We start from the raw sequence: 15,977 nt of genomic DNA, 5'->3' as shown, positions 1-15,977 counted from the left end.
GCGAAGCTCACAGCGGTGTGCGATGCTCGCGGAATGCGGTCGCCAACGCTGCTAGCGCGGCGCGAGACCGGCGGTCGGTCAGGGATGAATGAAGCACGACTTCGGACGGCGGCAGCACGGGCAGTCCGAGTTTCGCGCCGATGTCGATGGTGCCGGCCGGCGCGATCCGATAGGACAGCGGCGCAATCGCAAGCCCCGCGATGACGGCCGCGTGAACCGCCGAGGAGCCGCCGCCCAAAAACACCTCTGTCCATTTGATGCCGGCCGCATCCAGAGCCTGCGTGGCAATGTTGCGCACACCGCAGGTCGGAGCCAGCGCGGCGAGACGCAACGGTTCGCCCGGCCTGTGCTCGAACCCTTGCGCCGCAAACCAGCCGAAGCGCTCATGCGCCAGCGTTTCGCCATCGCGACGATCGTCCTCACGCTGGACGATGGCTGCATCCAGCCGACCCTGATCGAACAAATCAAGGAGATTGCGCGAATTGTCGAGTTGAACCTCGATGGTCAGGTTCGGATCGTACGCATGAAGCCGTGACAACAGGGCCGGCACCTCCGGGCCCGCGACATGCGCGGCAATGCCAAGTCCGAAGTGACGCGGAGGTGCGTTGAGCCCGGCGATCGCGCGCTCGTGCGCCGCGATCAGCTCCCGCGCCCCTTGCAGGAAGGCCGCTCCTTGCGTCGACAGTCGCACCGATCGTGGCGTGCGCTCGAGCAATCGGTGGCCAATACGATCCTCGAGCCGCTTCAGCTTGACGCTGATCGCACCTTGCGTGGTCCCTAATGCCTTCGCGGCGCGCGTGAAGCTGTGGAGGTCCGCCACCATCACAAAAGCTCTGACGGCATCGACATCGAGCGAGAGCATTCCATCATCCGGCTTTGTTGTCTCTGAAATCTATATTGATCGGATTTTGTTGTGGTCAAGGCCTCCCTATGTTCGCCCCGCCTGACGCGAACCTGGCGTACGGGAAAGCAATCCCTTCCCGGAGCGAGTGATGTCGTACGTCCGGCAATCAGCGTCACGTTTGGAGGTCATAGCCTTGACGGTCTCACCATCACGACGAAACATCACCGCCCTGGCCGCGGCGTGCCTCGCGTCGCTCATGTTCGGTTTGGAGATTTCCAGCGTGCCGACGATCCTGCCGACGCTGGAGACGGTCCTGCACGCGAACTTCCAGCAGTTGCAATGGATCATGAATGCCTACACCATCGCTGTCACGACGGTGCTGATGGCCACGGGCACGCTGGCCGATCGCTATGGTCGAAAGCGCGTGTTCGTCGTCAGCATCGCCGTGTTCGGCCTCGCTTCCCTGATCTGTGGCCTGGCGCAAGACGCCCTCGTGCTCATCGTCAGCCGCTTCCTTCAGGGCATGAGCGGCGGTGCGATGCTGATCTGCCAGGTCGCGGTTCTCTCGCATCAGTTCCGAGAGGGCCCTGAGCGCGCACGCGCTTTCACCGCATGGGGCATCATCTTCGGCATCGGCCTTGGTTTCGGACCAATGATCGGCGCGGCAATCGTCGCGGTTTCCGGCTGGCAATGGGTCTTCCTGGTCCATGCATTGATCGCGACCGCGACGATCGCGCTTGCTCGAACCGGCGTACAGGAATCACGCGATCCGGACGCAAGGCATCTCGACGTCGCCGGCATCGCGACACTCTCGCTATCGGTGTTCTGCGTCGCGTTCTATATCACGGAAGGTCCTGATTTCGGCTTCGGCAGCCCGGCCGGCCTCGCAATCGTCACAACCGCAGCTCTGAGCTTCGTCATCTTCGTGCTGGTCGAGCTGCATAGCGCCCGTCCGATGTTCGATTTCTCCGTGTTCCGGTTACGCGCCTTCTCGGGCGCCCTGCTGGGGTCGGCCGGCATGAATTTCAGCTTCTGGCCGTTCATGATTTACCTGCCGATCTTCTTCCGCAGCGCGCTCGGTTACGACAATGTCGCGGCGGGCCTCGCGCTGCTCACCTACACGCTGCCAACGCTCGTGATCCCGCCGTTGGGCGAGCGGATCTTGCTCAGGTTCGGCGGCGGCATCGCCGTTCCGCTCGGCCTGTTCGTCATCGGCCTCGGCTTCATGCTGATGTGGGCCGGCAGTGGCGTGGAGCATGTCAGCTGGCTGACGCTGGCGCCCGGATGCCTGATTGCGGGCGCCGGCCTTGCCCTCACCAACACGCCGGTGACCAACGTCACGACGGGTGCGGTGTCGAGCACGCGAGCCGGCATGGCATCGGGCATCGACATGAGCGCCCGCATGATTTCGCTCGCGATCAATATCGCCCTGATGGGCTTCATCCTGATCACCGGCATTTCCTCCTGGCTGCGTGGCGCCTTGTCCGGCGCTCTCGACGCCGGCCGCCTGCAGGATCTCGCGCAGCAGGTCGCAAGCGGCGCCGCTCACGCCGCGGACTTTGCCGAGCTTACCTCGCTGCCAGCAGCGGAAGCCGCTCTGCAGGACGCGTTGATCCACGGCTTCCGGCTGGTGATGCTCTATGGCGGACTTTCTGTCTGGATCATCGCGCTCGCGAGCTTCGCGATTTTTGGCGGGAGCTACGCCACGCGGAAGCGCCCCGCTCCGAGCGGCGGCGAGCCAGATTGTGTTCCTCGCTCATCGCCTGATTGGATGGCCGGGCAATAGCTCACAGCAACACCCTCTGATCGAGGTAAGGCTTGCCGCCTCGCGAATGTTGCACCCGTCCGCCGCGCGGTTCGATGACAGGCAGTCCGGCCAGTGCATTCACGACATGATACATGGTCGGCAGGTCACTCCACGTAGCACGGTGGAAACGCACGGCGCCTCGCCCGAGCTGCCGCGCTTCCACGGTGTTGTCAGGATCTTCTGCCGGCGTCAGCGTCACCTGGCAGAGCTCGTGCTCACCCCAGGTTCCCGTGCGCGGGACATATTTCAACATCAACGTTCCATCGGACGCTGCCACCTGCGCGACAGGCGCAGGCCGCAGATCGGCCACCGACAGTTCGAGGAAACGATAGCCCATCCAGCCAGCGGTGCAGACCTGCATGCCCTCGCTATGCCGGGGCGGATCGACCTCGGCATAGAGCTTGGGATGACCTATCTCGTCCCGCCCCGTGATGATCGGATCGGCAAGGCTCTCCCAGACGACGGCCAGGAATCGCCCTGAAGCATGGTCCCGCACGCCGTCAAAGCGCGCGGGCCAACTGACATGGATCATGGTGTAGCCGCGGCCGGCAAGCCAATCGATCTCCGTCATGTAGTGAAACTCGACGGTGACAACGGCGTCACCGGCGAGAGAAAAGCCCTCCGGCAAATGACGCTGCAACATCGCAGCATCGGTCAGAAAGCTCGCCGCAACCGAAAGCCGACGAGGGCTCTTCGCCCGATCCCCGGCAACGCCGGCAGGCAATTGGCGGGGGCCCGGCGCCGGTCCGAAATGGGTCGGCATCCGGTAGATGCGTCCGGGTTCGAAGCGATAGCTCATCGCGCGCCGGCCGACCGCAGCGAGTCCAGCAGCGGCCTTGCCAGGTGCAGGACCTCATAGGCGACCGCATCGCTTTCCCCGGCCGGCTCTCGCTCCGACAGCAGGATGCGCGTGAACGTCCAGCTCTGCGGGTCGAGGCCGAGGATCGCGGCCACAGCTCCCGGCTGCGCCGCCACCTCGCGATTGCGCGCTATCTCGGCAGCAAAGGCCGCGGTCAGATCGGTATCGATCGGGATGCTCAGCTCCTGCTTGTAGATGAAGCGGGCATCGCTGGCCCGACCGCGACGCGCGTCGAGCGAGAAGCGGGTTTGAATGTCGGCCCGACCGAAGCTGTCGGTGACGACCTTGTAGCGACCGCTCACCAGGAAATTGCGGAAGGCCTCATCCGTTCGCCAGAGATAGAGCGACGAATAGCTGCTGGCGATCGCACCATAGCGGCCGCGCTCGCGCAGCAGGAAGCCCTTGAAGTGCAGTTCGGGAACGTCGTTCCACAGCGCCCCGCGCTCCCTGGCGCGGCTGCGGATGAGTCCGATGTCGTAGTCGGCAGGAAGCCGGTGAATGTAGTGAGCGATCGTCATCTGGCATGTCTCTTCGTTGAAATTCAGCCCGAGAGAAATGATAGCCGGCGGTTGATCATTTAAAAACGATATGAAATGATGTTTCAGTGATTGAAAATCGGAATGATTGGGATGAAAACGCTGGACATCGAAGCGGTGCAGGCCTTCGTGCTGACGGCCGATCTGAAGAGCTTCACCCGCGCCGCCGAAGCGATGGACACGACGCAGTCGGCGATCAGCCTGAAGATCAAGCGACTGGAGGATGAACTTGGGCGAAGGCTGCTGGATCGCACGCCGCGCCTGGTCCGCCTGTCCGCGGACGGCGATGCCTTTCTTACACCTGCGCGCACGCTGCTTGCCGCGCATCACGACGCACTCGGCAGCTTCGGCCTGGAACGGCGCCGTCTCGTCGTCGGCATCAGCCACCACATCGTGGGTGCGGAGCTACCTGTCCTGCTGCGCCGAATGAAGAGCGCAGAACCGAGCCTCGTGCTCGAGATTCGCGTATCGACCTCGCGTCAGGTGCTCGACGAACTCGACCGCGGTGCGATCGACGCAGCGATCGTGCTGCGCCATGACAATCGGCGGCGGGGCGGCGAGGTCATCCTGAAGGAAACCTTCGGGTGGATGGCGTCCGCGGATTTCGAGCATCATGGTGGAGAACCGCTGCGGATCGCCACACAGGCCGATCCCTGCAGCGTGCGCAGCATGGCTGTCGACGCCCTCAACAGAGCCGGCATCGCCTGGACCGAAGTTTTCGTCGGCGGCGGCGTCGTCACCATCGGCGCGGCGATCTCGGCGGGACTTGCGGTCGCGGCGCTCGGGCGACGCGTCGCTCCTGCGGACACGATCGATGTTGGCGCGCAACTGGGATTGCCGCCGCTCCCGTCGCGGGACGTGGTGCTGCACGCAAGTCCCGGCGACCAGCAGACCAAGCAATCATTGAGGACACTGGCCGCTGCGATCCGGGCGACTGCGGCCAAACACTAGCTGCCGTTCGCGCGTCGGGTCCTGCGCGCGAACTATCACGCGGCGCAGAACTCCATTCTCAATTTGCGGCGCATGAGAGAATATTCGCTTCCCTCCGCGTCATATTCCGAAATTGCCAAGCCACCTCGATCATCGGCACATTGCGACGCCGGTCTCCCCAAAGAGTGGTCGAGACGGCAAGGCAGACGGGATCTTTGAAATGCATTATTTATCATTGCGCTTGCGGGCCTTCGCCGCGGCTGCGCTCGGTCTCTTCGCCATGGCGTTCATCCAGCCGGCGATGTCCGAAGAGCTCCGCATCGGCTACCAGAAGTCTTCGACGCTCACGGCCATCCTGAAGACGAACGGAGAGCTCGAGAAGGCGCTGGCGCCGCTCGGCATCACCGTCTCCTGGCACGAATTCACCAGCGGCTTACCATTGCTGGAAGCTATCAATATCGGCAGCATCGATTTCGGCGCCGACGTTGCCGACACCGTGCCGATTTTCGCCCAGGCGGCCGGCGCCAAGCTCGCCTATGTCGCAGAGGAAGCCGCATCGCCCGCCGCGCAGGCGATCGTCATTCCGCAATCGTCAGCCATCAAGACCATCGCAGATCTCAAGGGCAAGAAGATTGCCGTCACCAAAGGCGCCGGCAGCCACTATCTGCTGCTCGCGGCGCTGGCGAAATCCGGGCTCAGCTTCAAGGATATCACGCCCGCCTATCTAACGCCGGCCGACGGCCGCGCGGCTTTTGTCAGCAACAATGTCGATGCCTGGGTTGCCTGGGATCCGTTCCTGACCAGCGCCTTGCACCAGACCAAAGGCAGCATCCTGTCGGACGGCAGCAACGGCCTTGCAAGCTACAAGCGCTACTACCTCGCTTCGGCCGCCTATGCGGATAGGCACGATCAGGTCCTCAACGTGATCTTCGCCAAGCTCGCCGCGACCGGGAAATGGCTGAAGCAGCAGCCGAAGGACGCTGCCACACTGCTTGCCGGGCTTTGGGGCATCGACGCGGCAACCGTCGAGGAAGCGAACAGCCATCGCTCCTACCAGGTGGGCGCCGTCACCGGTCCGGGCCTATCGGAGCAACAGCGCATTTCCGATGCGTTCCATGCCGAGGGGCTGATCCCGGTGAAGATCGATACCACGGCCATCAAGATCTGGACCCCAAAGGGGTCCTGATCTCTGGCTCAAGCCGCTGCAACGTCTGCACGCAAGCCACGCTGAATATCCGGCACGGAGGCCAGCAGGCTCTTTGTGTAGGCGTGCTGCGGGCGCCCGAGCACGTCCTCAGTGGCGCCCTGCTCGACGATGCGGCCGTTCTGGAACACCAGCACGCGGTCGCACAAATGCTCGATGACACCGAGGTCATGCGAGATGAAGAGCAACGCCGTCCCGAGGCGCGATTGGAGTTCGGCCAGGAGATCGAGGACCTGGGCCTGGATGCAGATGTCGAGCGCTGAGACCGGCTCGTCGCAGACGATGATGGAGGGCTCCGCCGCCAGCGCGCGCGCGATCGACACCCGCTGACGCTGGCCGCCGGAGAGCGATCGCGGCAGGCGGTCGAGATAATCGGCATTCAGCCCGACCAGGTCGAGCAGTGACACGATCCGCTCCCGCCGTGCACCGCGGCTGCCGGAGCCAGGAAGATTTTCCGCGACAATGTCTTTGACGCGATAGCGCGGATCGAAGCTGCTGAGCGCGTCCTGCGGGATGTATTGCAGCTTGCGGCGCAGCCTGCGGCGGCCCGCCTCCGCAACCGACGACCAGGGCTCCCCGAGCAATCGTACCTCGCCCTCGTCGGGAGGCAGCAGCCCCAGCACGATCTTGGCGCAGGTGGATTTTCCGGAGCCGGACTCGCCGACGATGCCGACGACCTCGCCTGCCCGGACGTCAAAGCTGATGTCCTGCAGGACCACCGACTTCGTACGCCCGACGGCCTTCGGCGCGGTGAAGCTCTTTGCGATGCCTTCGACCTCGAGCACGACCGCACCTGCGGCCTGACGCTGAGGCAGAGGCTCGCGCACGATAGCGAGCGCCGTCGTATCAACAGCACCCGGCTCGAACCTCGCTGATGCGAGCCTGGATCCGCGCGACTGCCCGGACGGAACCGCTGCGATCAACTGCCGCGTATAGGGATGGCGCGGATGGGTGAGGACGTCACGAGTGGGTCCGCTGTCGACCACTCTGCCGTTGCGCATCACGATGACACGGTCGGCGATGCCGGCGACCACGGCGAGATCATGGCTGATCAGCAGGAGGCCCGCCCCCTCGCGGATCCTCTCGGCCAGGACCTGGAGGACCTGAGCCTGGACGGTGACGTCGAGTGAGGTCGTCGGCTCGTCCGCGATGATCAGATCGGGATCGGCCGCAATTGCGGAGGCGATCAGCGCACGTTGGCGCAGGCCGCCCGACAATTGATGTGCATATTGCAAGGCGCGATCGGCCGGGTTGGGGATGCCGACCTTGCCGAGCGTTTCCAGCGTCCGGTCGCGGATCGCGCCGGGATCGGTGAGGATACGATGGCTCGAGATCACCTCGGCGACCTCCTGGCCGATCGTCCGCAGGGGATCGAGCGAGACCAGGGCATCCTGCATGACCAGCCCCGTCACGGTTCCACGCAGCTTGCGCCAGTCGGCTTCGCCGAAGCTGCGCGCGTCGCGCCCCATGATCTCGAACGGGTGCGCGGCGGTCCGCGCGCCCTCGCCGGCAAGGTTGAGCAGGCTGCGCGCGGTGATGCTCTTGCCCGAGCCGGACTCACCGACCAGCGCAACGCATTCGCCGGGACTGACCGTGAGATCGAAATCGGTCACAATCGGCTTGCCGCCATTGGCGCCCGCAAAGCCGATGCTCAGCCCCCGGACCTCGACGATCGGCGCCACCCGATCTTTCTGCGACCAGACGCTACTCATGCGAGCCGCCCTTCAAATCTCTGTTGCAGATGGTTGCCGATGACGCTGAAGGCAATCACGGTCGCCGTGATGGCAAGGCCCGGAAACACGCCGGGCCACCAAGCAACCCGCAGCACGTCTCGACTTTCAGCCAGCATCACGCCCCATTCCGGCGTCGGCGGTTGCGGGCCGAGCCCGAGGAAGCTCAACCCCGATACGATCAGGATTGTAGAGCCGATATAGACGGTGGCGATGATCGGAATGGCGACGAGCACGTTGGGGAGCACGTGTCGGATGAAGACCTGCCAGCGGCTCAATCCGTAGATCGCCGCCTGCGTCACATAGTCTGCGTCTCGGATCAGTTGGGTCTGCGCCCGCACCACGCGGCCGAATTTCGGGATGCCGGCGATGCCGACCGCGATAGCGATGTTCAGCATGCCCTGGCCGAGGAAGGTTACGATCAACATGGCGAGCAGCACGCCGGGAAATGAGGACAGCATGTCGAACAGGCGCGACACCGCCTCGTCCAGAATGCGATTGCGTTGACCGGCGATGATGCCGAGGACGATGCCGGCGCCGAGCCCGACCGCAACGCCGCCGAACCCGATCAGGAGGGAATATCGCGTACCGAAGACGGTTCGCGCGAAGACGTCGCGGCCGAGCCGATCGGTTCCGAACAGATGCGCCCAGCCCGGCGGCTTCAAGCCCTCGCTGAAATCGCCGACGAGCGGGTCGAAGTGGGTAAACAGCGAAGGCGCGATCGACGCCGCAATCAGGAACGCGACGAAGACGCCGGACAGAATGAGCCCAAGCCGCACGCGGCGGGGACCACCGATGGTGGCTGAAGGATGCGGCGTCTCGAAGCCAGCGAGGTCTTCCGGCACGTCGAGCGGCACGGCCGTATCGAAGGCGCGATGGGACGGCGCGGTCATTGGGCCCTCAATCTCGGATCGATCAGCACATAGAGAATGTCGAGCACCGTAGACGCCGCGACATGGATGAAGGCGGCGAGCAGTACGACCGTGAGCACGACAGGCACGTCATGGGTCAACACCGCACCGAGTGTGACGGTGCCAAGGCCCGGCCGGCCGAAGACCTTCTCGGTGATGACAGCACCGCCGAGCAGCCCGCCGATCAGCCAGCCACCTAGCGTCACCGCCGGCAAGAGAGCGTGCCGCAGCACGTGCCGCCAGCGGATGATGAACTCCCCGACGCCGCGTGACCGCACTGTCGTCACGAACGGCTGATCGAGCGTCTTCTCCATCGCCTCGCGCAGCACCTGCGTCAGCAGGCCGGCGGTCGGCAGCGCCAAAGTGATCGCCGGCAGGACCAGAGAACTCCACCCTTCCGCGCCCGACACAGGGAACCAGCGTAGATTGAACGAGAACGCCATCAGCAGGAGGATGCCGAGCCAGAACACCGGCGTCGAGGCGAACACCAGTTCGACGAACGAGGCCAGCTCGCGCGAGAGGCGCCCTCGCCCCGCCGTCAGCAGTGCGATGAGGCCCGCAATCACGATCGCCAGCACGCCGGCGGTCAGCGCGAGCTCGACAGTCGGCAGAAGTTGCGACCCCACCACTTCGATCACCGGCTGGCGCAGCACATAGGACGTGCCGAAATCGCCGCGAAGGATTCGGGACAGGAACTCGAAATATTGCATTGGCAAGCTCTGATCGAGGCCCCATTCGGCCGCGATCGCCTCGCGCAGGCCGGGATATTCGACGTCGCCTGCGAGGATATCCTGAATGCGGCCGGGCAAGGCGTGCAACGCCAGAAACGTCGCTGTCACGCTCGCCCAGGCCACCACCAGGCTGGTGAGCAGCCTGGAGATGATGCGGGACCACATCGGCTACTTCTTCGCGATCCAGAAGTCATAAGCGCTGGAGGGCGAATCGAGGCCAGCCTCGAAGCCCAGACCGTTGACGTTGCTCTTCGCCGCCAGGAACCAGCTCGGCGCGAACAGCGGCACGATGAAGGCCTGGTCGACGCCGCGCTTCTGGATCGCGTCGGTGAGTTGCCGCTTGCGGACCGGGTCGGTCGTCCGCAGGGATTCGTCAATCTGGCTGGTGATCTCCTGGTCAGGATTGGGAATGTTGGAATAGAGGAAGCCCTTCGATCCCAGCATGTCCCAGAGCTCACGCGCGGGATCCGACGGATTATCGGTGTTGGGATAGATCGCCCAGGTCCCGTTGGCGTTGTTCTTGGCATATTCGCCCGCCGTAATCAGTCGCAGATTGAGATCGAGACCGACGTTCTTGCGCAGCGCCGCCTGGACGCCCTGGATCAGGATGTCGCGATTGTCGCGCACATAGGGCTGGGGATAGCCGACCTCGATCGAGAGACGCTTGCCGTCCTTGGTGCGGAAGCCCTCGGAATCGCGGCCGGTCCAGCCAGCCTCATCCAGCAGCTTGTTGGCGCCGGCGATGTCGTTGCCCCATGAGCCGACCAGCGCCTTGTTGTAGGCCGGATTGGCCGGGCCGATGATCGACCAGGCCCGCGGCACGGTGCCGAGATAGACCTGCTTCACGATCGGCTCGAGATCGAACCCGTCCCGCAGCGCACGGCGGACGCGAACGTCATCCGCCGGCGGCCGTGTGTAATTGATATTGAACGTGAAGGAGGTGCTGGCACCGGACGGGCCGGTCAGCAGCTTGAAGCCGGGCTGTTCCGCGAACAGTGGCGCGTCGGTCGGCTGCACCCCCTCGATCAGATCCACCTGCCCCGACGTCAATGCGCCGGTCCGTACGGCATATTCCGGCAGGAAGCGGAACGTCACGCGGTCGAGATACGCGGGACCGCTATGCGCGGCATTGCCGGGCCCCCAATTGTACCCCACATTGCGCGCGAATACCGCGGACTGGCCCCGCGTGTAGTTCTCGAACACGAACGGCCCGGTGCCGGCCAGTGCGCGCCCGCCGCCGCAGAGATCGCCCTTCGCCAGCGATTTCGGCGAGATCAGGCCGAGCTTCACATTGGACGTGGATTCCAGGAAGCTCGAATCCGGGGTCGACAGCACCAGCTTGATCACATAGGGCGACACCACCTCGGCATGATCGTAAGCCTGGAGCAGCGAGACGGCGGTAACGGCGTTCTCGGGCTTCTTGACGAAGTCGTAATTGGCCTTGACTGCGGCGGCATCGAACTTCTCGCCGTCGTGGAAGACGACGTCTTCCCTAAGCTTGTAAGTGTATTCCTTGCCGTCCTCCGAGATCGACCACTCGGTCGCAAGCCACGGCGCGAAGGTTCCGTCCGTCTTCTTCGCAATCAGCGAGTCGATGTAGTTGCGGGCAACGAAGAACGCAGCCTGTTGCGAAGCGTAATGCGGATCAAAGCAGGCCGGCTCGGTCGTCACGCCCCAGCGCAGCGCACCACCAGAGACTGGCTTGTCGTCAGCGTTCGCCGCACTCGTCGCAAGCAGGGCAATCGCCACGCCGCCCATCAGCAAATTATTCTTCTTCATCCGCGTCACCTGCGCTCGTTTCTGCTACTGCCTGCGCAATCAACGCATCGAACATCACCAATTGAGCAGTGACGTGCGTTTGCACTTCATCCGATCCGCACCAGGCGTTATTTCTCATCGCATCGCGATGTAATTCGGCGTCGCACGCAAACGCAACACGCAAACGGTCGCGACGATGTCCGAGAATGAAGTTTGAAAAATTATTCGAGCACGCACGCCGACGATGGATGAAATCGACGACATCGAAGGCCAATCGAACAATTCGATGCTGCACGCCGATTGCGCATCACGTCCCGACAACACGCTGACTCCGGAATTCCCATGTCGCCACGCCAACTACACCTGAACGTCAACCTGCTTCACTCCGGCGTCTATCCGTCGGCCTGGCGCCTGCCCGACAGTGATCCGCGCGCATTCTTTGATCTCGGTCATTACGTGCGGGTGGCGCAGATTGCCGAGCGTGGAAAGCTCGACGCGATCTTTCTGGCGGATTCGCCTGCCGTGAACGACCGTATCGACTACCGGTCGTTCACGTCGCTGGAGCCGACCATCATCTTGGCGACTGTGGCAGCCGCAACCACGCATATCGGACTGATCGGGACGGTCTCGACGACCTACAACGAGCCCTACAACATCGCACGCCGCTTCGTGTCCCTTGATCACGCCAGTGGTGGTCGCTCGGGATGGAACGCCGTCACGACCGCAGATGCCGCGTCAAGCCGCAATTTCGGCCTCTCCGGCGCGCTGGAGCATAAGGCCCGCTATGAGCGCGCCAAGGAATTCACGGAGGTCGTCCATGCGCTGTTCGACAGTTGGGAGGACGACGCCTTTGTCGGCGACAAGGCGAGTGCGCGATTTGTCGATACGTCGAAGGTGCACCCGATCGCGCATCGCGGCCCGCATTATACGGTGGCCGGACCGCTGAATGTCCCACGCTCGCCGCAGGGACGTCCTGTCACGGTGCAGGCCGGCGGCTCCAATGACGGACGTGATTTCGCGGCCGCCTATGCGGAAGCCGTGTTCACGCTGGCGCAGTCGATCGAGGAAGGTGTCGCCTACGCGCGCGACCTGCGTGCGCGCGCCGCAGCTTACGGGCGTTCCGGTGATTCCATCGTCACCCTCCCCGGGCTTGCCACGGTCATCGGCAGCACGGAGGCCGAGGCGAAGCGGCGACAGGACGAGCTTTGGGAGCTGGTCCCGATCGAATACAGCCTGGCGCGTCTCGCCGGTACGCTTCAGATCGATCCTGCTTTGCTCGAGCTCGACAAGCCGCTGCCCGATCCGTTGCCGCTTCCGGCAAACGCCAACCACACCATGTTCCAGGGCACCGTGAACATCGCCCGCCGCGGCAACCTCACCGTTCGTCAGTTGATCCGCGCGCTCGGCGGCGGCGTTGGCCATCGCATCATCGTGGGCACGCCCGAGCAGATCGCAGACGATATCGAGGCCTGGTTCAAGGCCGGTGCCGCCGACGGCTTCAACCTGATGCCGGACGTTCTGCCCACGGGGCTCGAGACCTTCGTTGACAACGTGGTGCCGATCCTGCAGAAGCGCGGACTGTTCCGGACCGAGTATACGGGCACGACGTTGCGCGACCATTTCGGACTGCCTCGGCCAGCGAGCCGCTATGCGAAGCGACCGCCGGCAGTCGCCTCGGCCTGAACGTCGCCACCGTCTATCCTACGGCATCGGCCAACTTCGCAGCAGGCCCAGCCGATTGCCTGGCCCGGACACGGGGGATGATCTCCTCCGCAAAACGCCGCATCTCCGCCTCGAAAGGCTGGAATTGCAACATGAACAGTTCGATACCGGCGGCATGGAACGCCGCGATGCGCGCCGCGACCTCGTCGTAACTGCCGACCAGGCCCGCGGCCGTGCCACCATTGCTGCCGACCCGCGGCGTCTTCTGCATGGTCTGCATCATCACGACCTTCGGGTCTGTGTTCTGCTTCTGGATCGCCTTCATCGGCGCATCCTTGGCCGCAAGGCTGAGCAGCCGCTCATAGGCGACTTGCGCCTGCTCCCGGGTCTCGCGTGCGACGACAAAGGCGGACAAACCGAAGCGCAATGGCGGCGCCGAACCGCGCGGCCGGGCCGCGACATCGGCGATCAGGCCGGCAACGTCGTCGAGCGGCTGGCCGTTGATGAACCAGACATCGCCATGGCCGGCGACTAGATCGCGCGCGGGCTCGGATTCCCCGCCGACATAGATGGCCGGGCGCTTACGGTAGAGGCTGGTCGGCCGCAGCGCATAGTCCGTGACGTTGAAGTGATCGCCGCTGAAATTGAGGCGCTCGCCCTCCATCAGACGGGACACGACGGAGATCCACTCCTTGCCGTAAGCATAGCGCGCATCGTGCTCGGGAAAGCCGATTCCCGCCTTCTCGAGCTCCGGACGATTCCAGGCATTGACCAGATTGATCGCAAACCGGCCGCGACTGATGTTCTCGATGCCAAGTGCGAGTTTCGCCAGCACCACGGGGTGATAGAGATACGGCTTGATCGCGGCGATAATCTCGATGCGCCTGGTCAGCGCCGCAATCGCTGCAGCAGCGCTCCAGGCTTCGAGTTGATCGAGATCCTCCTGATGCGGATTGATCGTGTGCTGCGCGATCAGCGTCGAATCGTAGCCGAGCTCCTCGGCGGCAAGAATGAGATCACGATTGCGCTCCCAGGACGCATCATAGGGCTCTTCCGGGTCCTGATGCGCGGCGCGGGGCCCGTGCACCAGGGCCCAGATGCCGAAGCGAAGAGGTGCAGCCGTCATCATGCTCTCCCGTAGTTCTCTCGACTTTGGGCGTTCTCGCCAATCGCTGGCGCAAGTTCAAGCAGACCTGCATCAAAAGATTTTCTTTGTCGCACAGCCACGCTGCGACGACAGCAGATCACTCCGGATCTGACGACAATTGAAATACCGCTCTATTTCGGTCGGCCTGATTTCGTGGGACATTTTGTAGAGACGGCAGGTGATTGCCGTCACGCCTCCTGCATCAGATGCAGTGCGTGAAACGAGGTCTGACGTCTTGAGCAATGTGGAACTGAGCGGCATCGACCGCACCGTGATCGGTGCGGACAGCGCACCGTCGTCGCAAAGCAGCGATAACGCACTCGCTCCGGCCGCCACGAAGAGCAGGCTTGGCACGCGCGGCCTTCAGCTCCTGTCATGGCTGGCGCCGGTCGTGCTGGTCATCATCTGGGAGTGGCTGGCGCAGGCAGGATGGCTCTCGCCGCAAGTTCTGCCGGCGCCAAGCAAGGTGATCCGCACGGCTTTCAAGCTTGTAACCACGGGCACACTCCTTAACGATCTCGGCGTGAGCTTGCTGCGGGCGGCGGCGGGATTCGTGATCGGCACGGCCGTCGGTGGCGGCCTCGGCATTCTCGTCGGCTTCTCCCGCGTCGCCGAAGCTCTGATCGACCGCAGCGTGCAGATGATCCGGGCGATCCCGTTCCTCGCAGCGCTGCCCCTGGTCATCGTCTGGCTTGGCGTCGGCGAGACGCAAAAGATCTTCCTCGTGGCCCTCGGCGTCACCTTCCCGATCTACATCAACACGGTCCTCGGTATTCGCCAGGTCGATCCAAAGCTGCTCGAGCTCGGCCGCGTCCAGGGACTGAGCTCGCTCCAGCTGATCCGCCGGATCATCCTTCCCGGGGCATTGCCGTCGATCCTGACGGGGGTCCGCTATGCGCTGGCGACGGCATGGCTTGCGCTGGTCGTCGCCGAAACCATCGGCGCACAGTCGGGCATCGGCTTTCTCGCCATGGACGCGCGTGAATTCCTGCGGACCGACGTGATCGTTCTGACGATCGTGATCTATGCGCTCATCGGTGTCGCAGCCGACGGCATTGCCCGCGTCCTCGAACGGCGCTTGCTTGCCTGGCATCCGAACTACGGGGCGGCACGATGAGCGCTCACGTGGCTCCACTGTCTCCCGCTTCATTTGAAACCGGTCCGGCCGTCGTCGTCAGCAATCTCGTGCGCAGCTACGGCAGCCGCGTGGTCATCGAGAAGCTGAACCTGCGCATCGAACGGGGCGAGTTCGTTGCTCTGCTTGGCGAGAGCGGCTGCGGCAAGACCACATTGCTGCGGGCGCTCGCGGGACTGGATTCGATCCAGGGCGGACGCATCGTCGCGCCGCGCCGTCCGGCGGTGGTGTTCCAGGAGCACCGGCTGCTGCCCTGGGACAGCCTCTGGCGCAACGTCTCGCTTGGTTTGCAGGTGCCGGACGCACGCGAGCGCGCCGCCGAAGCGTTGACCGAGGTGGGCCTCGGCGATCGTCTCGACGACTGGCCGCGCAATCTTTCCGGCGGACAGGCCCAGCGCGTCGCGCTGGCCCGTGCGCTGGTCCAGCAGCCCGAGCTTCTGCTGCTCGACGAGCCCTTTGCAGCATTGGACGCTCTCACCCGCATTCGCATGCATGAGCTCGTTCGGGAACTCGTCGCCAATCACCAGCCGGGCGTTCTGCTCGTCACGCATGACGTTGATGAGGCGATTGCTCTGGCGGATCGCATCCTGGTGATGCGGAACGGCGCCATCGCCTACGAGCACCGCGCCGCGCGCAACGCCTCGACACCCATCTCGCGTACCGAGCTCCTTCGCGAGCTCGGCGTGAACTCGCATTCCATCCACTGATTTAGCGGAAGGCCAT

15 protein-coding genes are annotated in these 15,977 nt (G+C 64.0%); 6 read left to right on the top strand and 9 right to left on the bottom strand.

The window, feature by feature from the left end; translation table 11 throughout:
• Positions 1-7: 7 nt before the first annotated feature.
• The gene (locus tag G8O24_RS04335; RefSeq protein WP_188096807.1) at positions 8-862 is read right to left on the bottom strand and encodes a LysR family transcriptional regulator; all 855 of its coding nucleotides are present in this window, start codon (positions 860-862) and stop codon (positions 8-10) included.
• Positions 863-992: 130 nt separating this feature from the next.
• Between G8O24_RS04335 and G8O24_RS04330 the strand changes: the two genes are divergently transcribed.
• Positions 993-2,630, top strand: a complete 1,638-nt coding sequence (locus G8O24_RS04330; protein ID WP_202988742.1) for an MFS transporter — start codon at positions 993-995, stop codon at positions 2,628-2,630.
• Position 2,631: 1 nt separating this feature from the next.
• Here the strand turns inward: G8O24_RS04330 and G8O24_RS04325 are convergent, their stop codons facing one another.
• The gene (locus tag G8O24_RS04325; RefSeq protein WP_188096803.1) at positions 2,632-3,450 is read right to left on the bottom strand and encodes an acetoacetate decarboxylase family protein; all 819 of its coding nucleotides are present in this window, start codon (positions 3,448-3,450) and stop codon (positions 2,632-2,634) included.
• Positions 3,447-4,028 (bottom strand): DUF4865 family protein, encoded by a 582-nt coding sequence (locus G8O24_RS04320; RefSeq protein WP_188096801.1) that lies wholly within the window; start codon positions 4,026-4,028, stop codon positions 3,447-3,449. Before G8O24_RS04320 ends, G8O24_RS04325 begins: the two co-directional genes overlap by 4 nt.
• A gap of 111 nt (positions 4,029-4,139) precedes the next feature.
• On the opposite strand from G8O24_RS04320, the gene G8O24_RS04315 reads away from it, so the two are divergent.
• Together G8O24_RS04315 and G8O24_RS04310 are read left to right on the top strand one after the other, a co-directional pair.
• On the top strand, positions 4,140-4,997 hold the full coding sequence (locus G8O24_RS04315; protein WP_188096799.1) for a LysR substrate-binding domain-containing protein: 858 nt from the start codon (positions 4,140-4,142) through the stop codon (positions 4,995-4,997).
• Between the two features lie 199 nt (positions 4,998-5,196).
• Positions 5,197-6,162, top strand: a complete 966-nt coding sequence (locus G8O24_RS04310; RefSeq protein ID WP_376708120.1) for an aliphatic sulfonate ABC transporter substrate-binding protein — start codon at positions 5,197-5,199, stop codon at positions 6,160-6,162.
• 8 nt (positions 6,163-6,170) lie between these two features.
• On the opposite strand, the gene nikE is transcribed toward G8O24_RS04310, so the two are convergent.
• From nikE to G8O24_RS04285, 5 genes are read right to left on the bottom strand one after another with little or no spacing between them, the layout of a single operon-like run.
• Positions 6,171-7,892 carry a nickel ABC transporter ATP-binding protein NikE gene (nikE, locus tag G8O24_RS04305; RefSeq protein WP_188096797.1) on the bottom strand — a complete coding sequence of 574 codons (1,722 nt, stop codon included), beginning with the start codon at positions 7,890-7,892 and terminating at the stop codon, positions 6,171-6,173.
• Complete coding sequence (locus G8O24_RS04300; RefSeq protein ID WP_188096795.1) at positions 7,889-8,803, bottom strand: ABC transporter permease; 915 nt, start codon at positions 8,801-8,803, stop codon at positions 7,889-7,891. The genes nikE and G8O24_RS04300 overlap by 4 nt, the downstream gene beginning before the upstream one ends.
• The gene (locus G8O24_RS04295; protein ID WP_188096793.1) at positions 8,800-9,717 is read right to left on the bottom strand and encodes an ABC transporter permease; all 918 of its coding nucleotides are present in this window, start codon (positions 9,715-9,717) and stop codon (positions 8,800-8,802) included. Before G8O24_RS04295 ends, G8O24_RS04300 begins: the two co-directional genes overlap by 4 nt.
• Positions 9,718-9,720: 3 nt before the next feature.
• Entirely contained in the window at positions 9,721-11,331 is a 1,611-nt protein-coding gene (locus G8O24_RS04290) for an ABC transporter substrate-binding protein (protein WP_188096791.1), read from the bottom strand.
• Positions 11,318-11,584: a hypothetical protein gene (locus tag G8O24_RS04285; RefSeq protein WP_188096790.1), complete on the bottom strand. Its 267-nt coding sequence runs from the start codon at positions 11,582-11,584 to the stop codon at positions 11,318-11,320. Before G8O24_RS04285 ends, G8O24_RS04290 begins: the two co-directional genes overlap by 14 nt.
• 68 nt (positions 11,585-11,652) lie before the next feature.
• Between G8O24_RS04285 and G8O24_RS04280 the strand changes: the two genes are divergently transcribed.
• Complete coding sequence (locus G8O24_RS04280; RefSeq protein ID WP_188096788.1) at positions 11,653-12,993, top strand: LLM class flavin-dependent oxidoreductase; 1,341 nt, start codon at positions 11,653-11,655, stop codon at positions 12,991-12,993.
• A gap of 13 nt (positions 12,994-13,006) precedes the next feature.
• On the opposite strand, the gene G8O24_RS04275 is transcribed toward G8O24_RS04280, so the two are convergent.
• Positions 13,007-14,098 carry an LLM class flavin-dependent oxidoreductase gene (locus tag G8O24_RS04275; RefSeq protein ID WP_188096786.1) on the bottom strand — a complete coding sequence of 364 codons (1,092 nt, stop codon included), beginning with the start codon at positions 14,096-14,098 and terminating at the stop codon, positions 13,007-13,009.
• A 391-nt stretch (positions 14,099-14,489) separates the two neighbouring features.
• Between G8O24_RS04275 and G8O24_RS04270 the strand changes: the two genes are divergently transcribed.
• Positions 14,490-15,236 carry an ABC transporter permease subunit gene (locus tag G8O24_RS04270; protein ID WP_244645742.1) on the top strand — a complete coding sequence of 249 codons (747 nt, stop codon included), beginning with the start codon at positions 14,490-14,492 and terminating at the stop codon, positions 15,234-15,236.
• Positions 15,233-15,961 carry an ABC transporter ATP-binding protein gene (locus tag G8O24_RS04265; RefSeq protein WP_188096784.1) on the top strand — a complete coding sequence of 243 codons (729 nt, stop codon included), beginning with the start codon at positions 15,233-15,235 and terminating at the stop codon, positions 15,959-15,961. Before G8O24_RS04270 ends, G8O24_RS04265 begins: the two co-directional genes overlap by 4 nt.
• Positions 15,962-15,977 lie beyond the last annotated feature (16 nt).

This window comes from Bradyrhizobium campsiandrae (genome assembly GCF_014529705.1).
Taxonomy (GTDB): domain Bacteria; phylum Pseudomonadota; class Alphaproteobacteria; order Rhizobiales; family Xanthobacteraceae; genus Bradyrhizobium; species Bradyrhizobium campsiandrae.
This window is presented reverse-complemented; position numbering and strand designations above follow the sequence as displayed.

Coding starts and splice junctions, on each gene's coding strand:
- G8O24_RS04335 (WP_188096807.1), bottom strand. CDS start 862: ATGCTCTCGCTCGATGTCGATGCCGTCAGAGCTTTTGTGATGGTGGCG.
- G8O24_RS04330 (WP_202988742.1), top strand. CDS start 993: ATGTCGTACGTCCGGCAATCAGCGTCACGTTTGGAGGTCATAGCCTTG.
- G8O24_RS04325 (WP_188096803.1), bottom strand. CDS start 3,450: ATGAGCTATCGCTTCGAACCCGGACGCATCTACCGGATGCCGACCCAT.
- G8O24_RS04320 (WP_188096801.1), bottom strand. CDS start 4,028: ATGACGATCGCTCACTACATTCACCGGCTTCCTGCCGACTACGACATC.
- G8O24_RS04315 (WP_188096799.1), top strand. CDS start 4,140: ATGAAAACGCTGGACATCGAAGCGGTGCAGGCCTTCGTGCTGACGGCC.
- G8O24_RS04310 (WP_376708120.1), top strand. CDS start 5,197: ATGCATTATTTATCATTGCGCTTGCGGGCCTTCGCCGCGGCTGCGCTC.
- nikE (WP_188096797.1), bottom strand. CDS start 7,892: ATGAGTAGCGTCTGGTCGCAGAAAGATCGGGTGGCGCCGATCGTCGAG.
- G8O24_RS04300 (WP_188096795.1), bottom strand. CDS start 8,803: ATGACCGCGCCGTCCCATCGCGCCTTCGATACGGCCGTGCCGCTCGAC.
- G8O24_RS04295 (WP_188096793.1), bottom strand. CDS start 9,717: ATGTGGTCCCGCATCATCTCCAGGCTGCTCACCAGCCTGGTGGTGGCC.
- G8O24_RS04290 (WP_188096791.1), bottom strand. CDS start 11,331: ATGAAGAAGAATAATTTGCTGATGGGCGGCGTGGCGATTGCCCTGCTT.
- G8O24_RS04280 (WP_188096788.1), top strand. CDS start 11,653: ATGTCGCCACGCCAACTACACCTGAACGTCAACCTGCTTCACTCCGGC.
- G8O24_RS04275 (WP_188096786.1), bottom strand. CDS start 14,098: ATGACGGCTGCACCTCTTCGCTTCGGCATCTGGGCCCTGGTGCACGGG.
- G8O24_RS04265 (WP_188096784.1), top strand. CDS start 15,233: ATGAGCGCTCACGTGGCTCCACTGTCTCCCGCTTCATTTGAAACCGGT.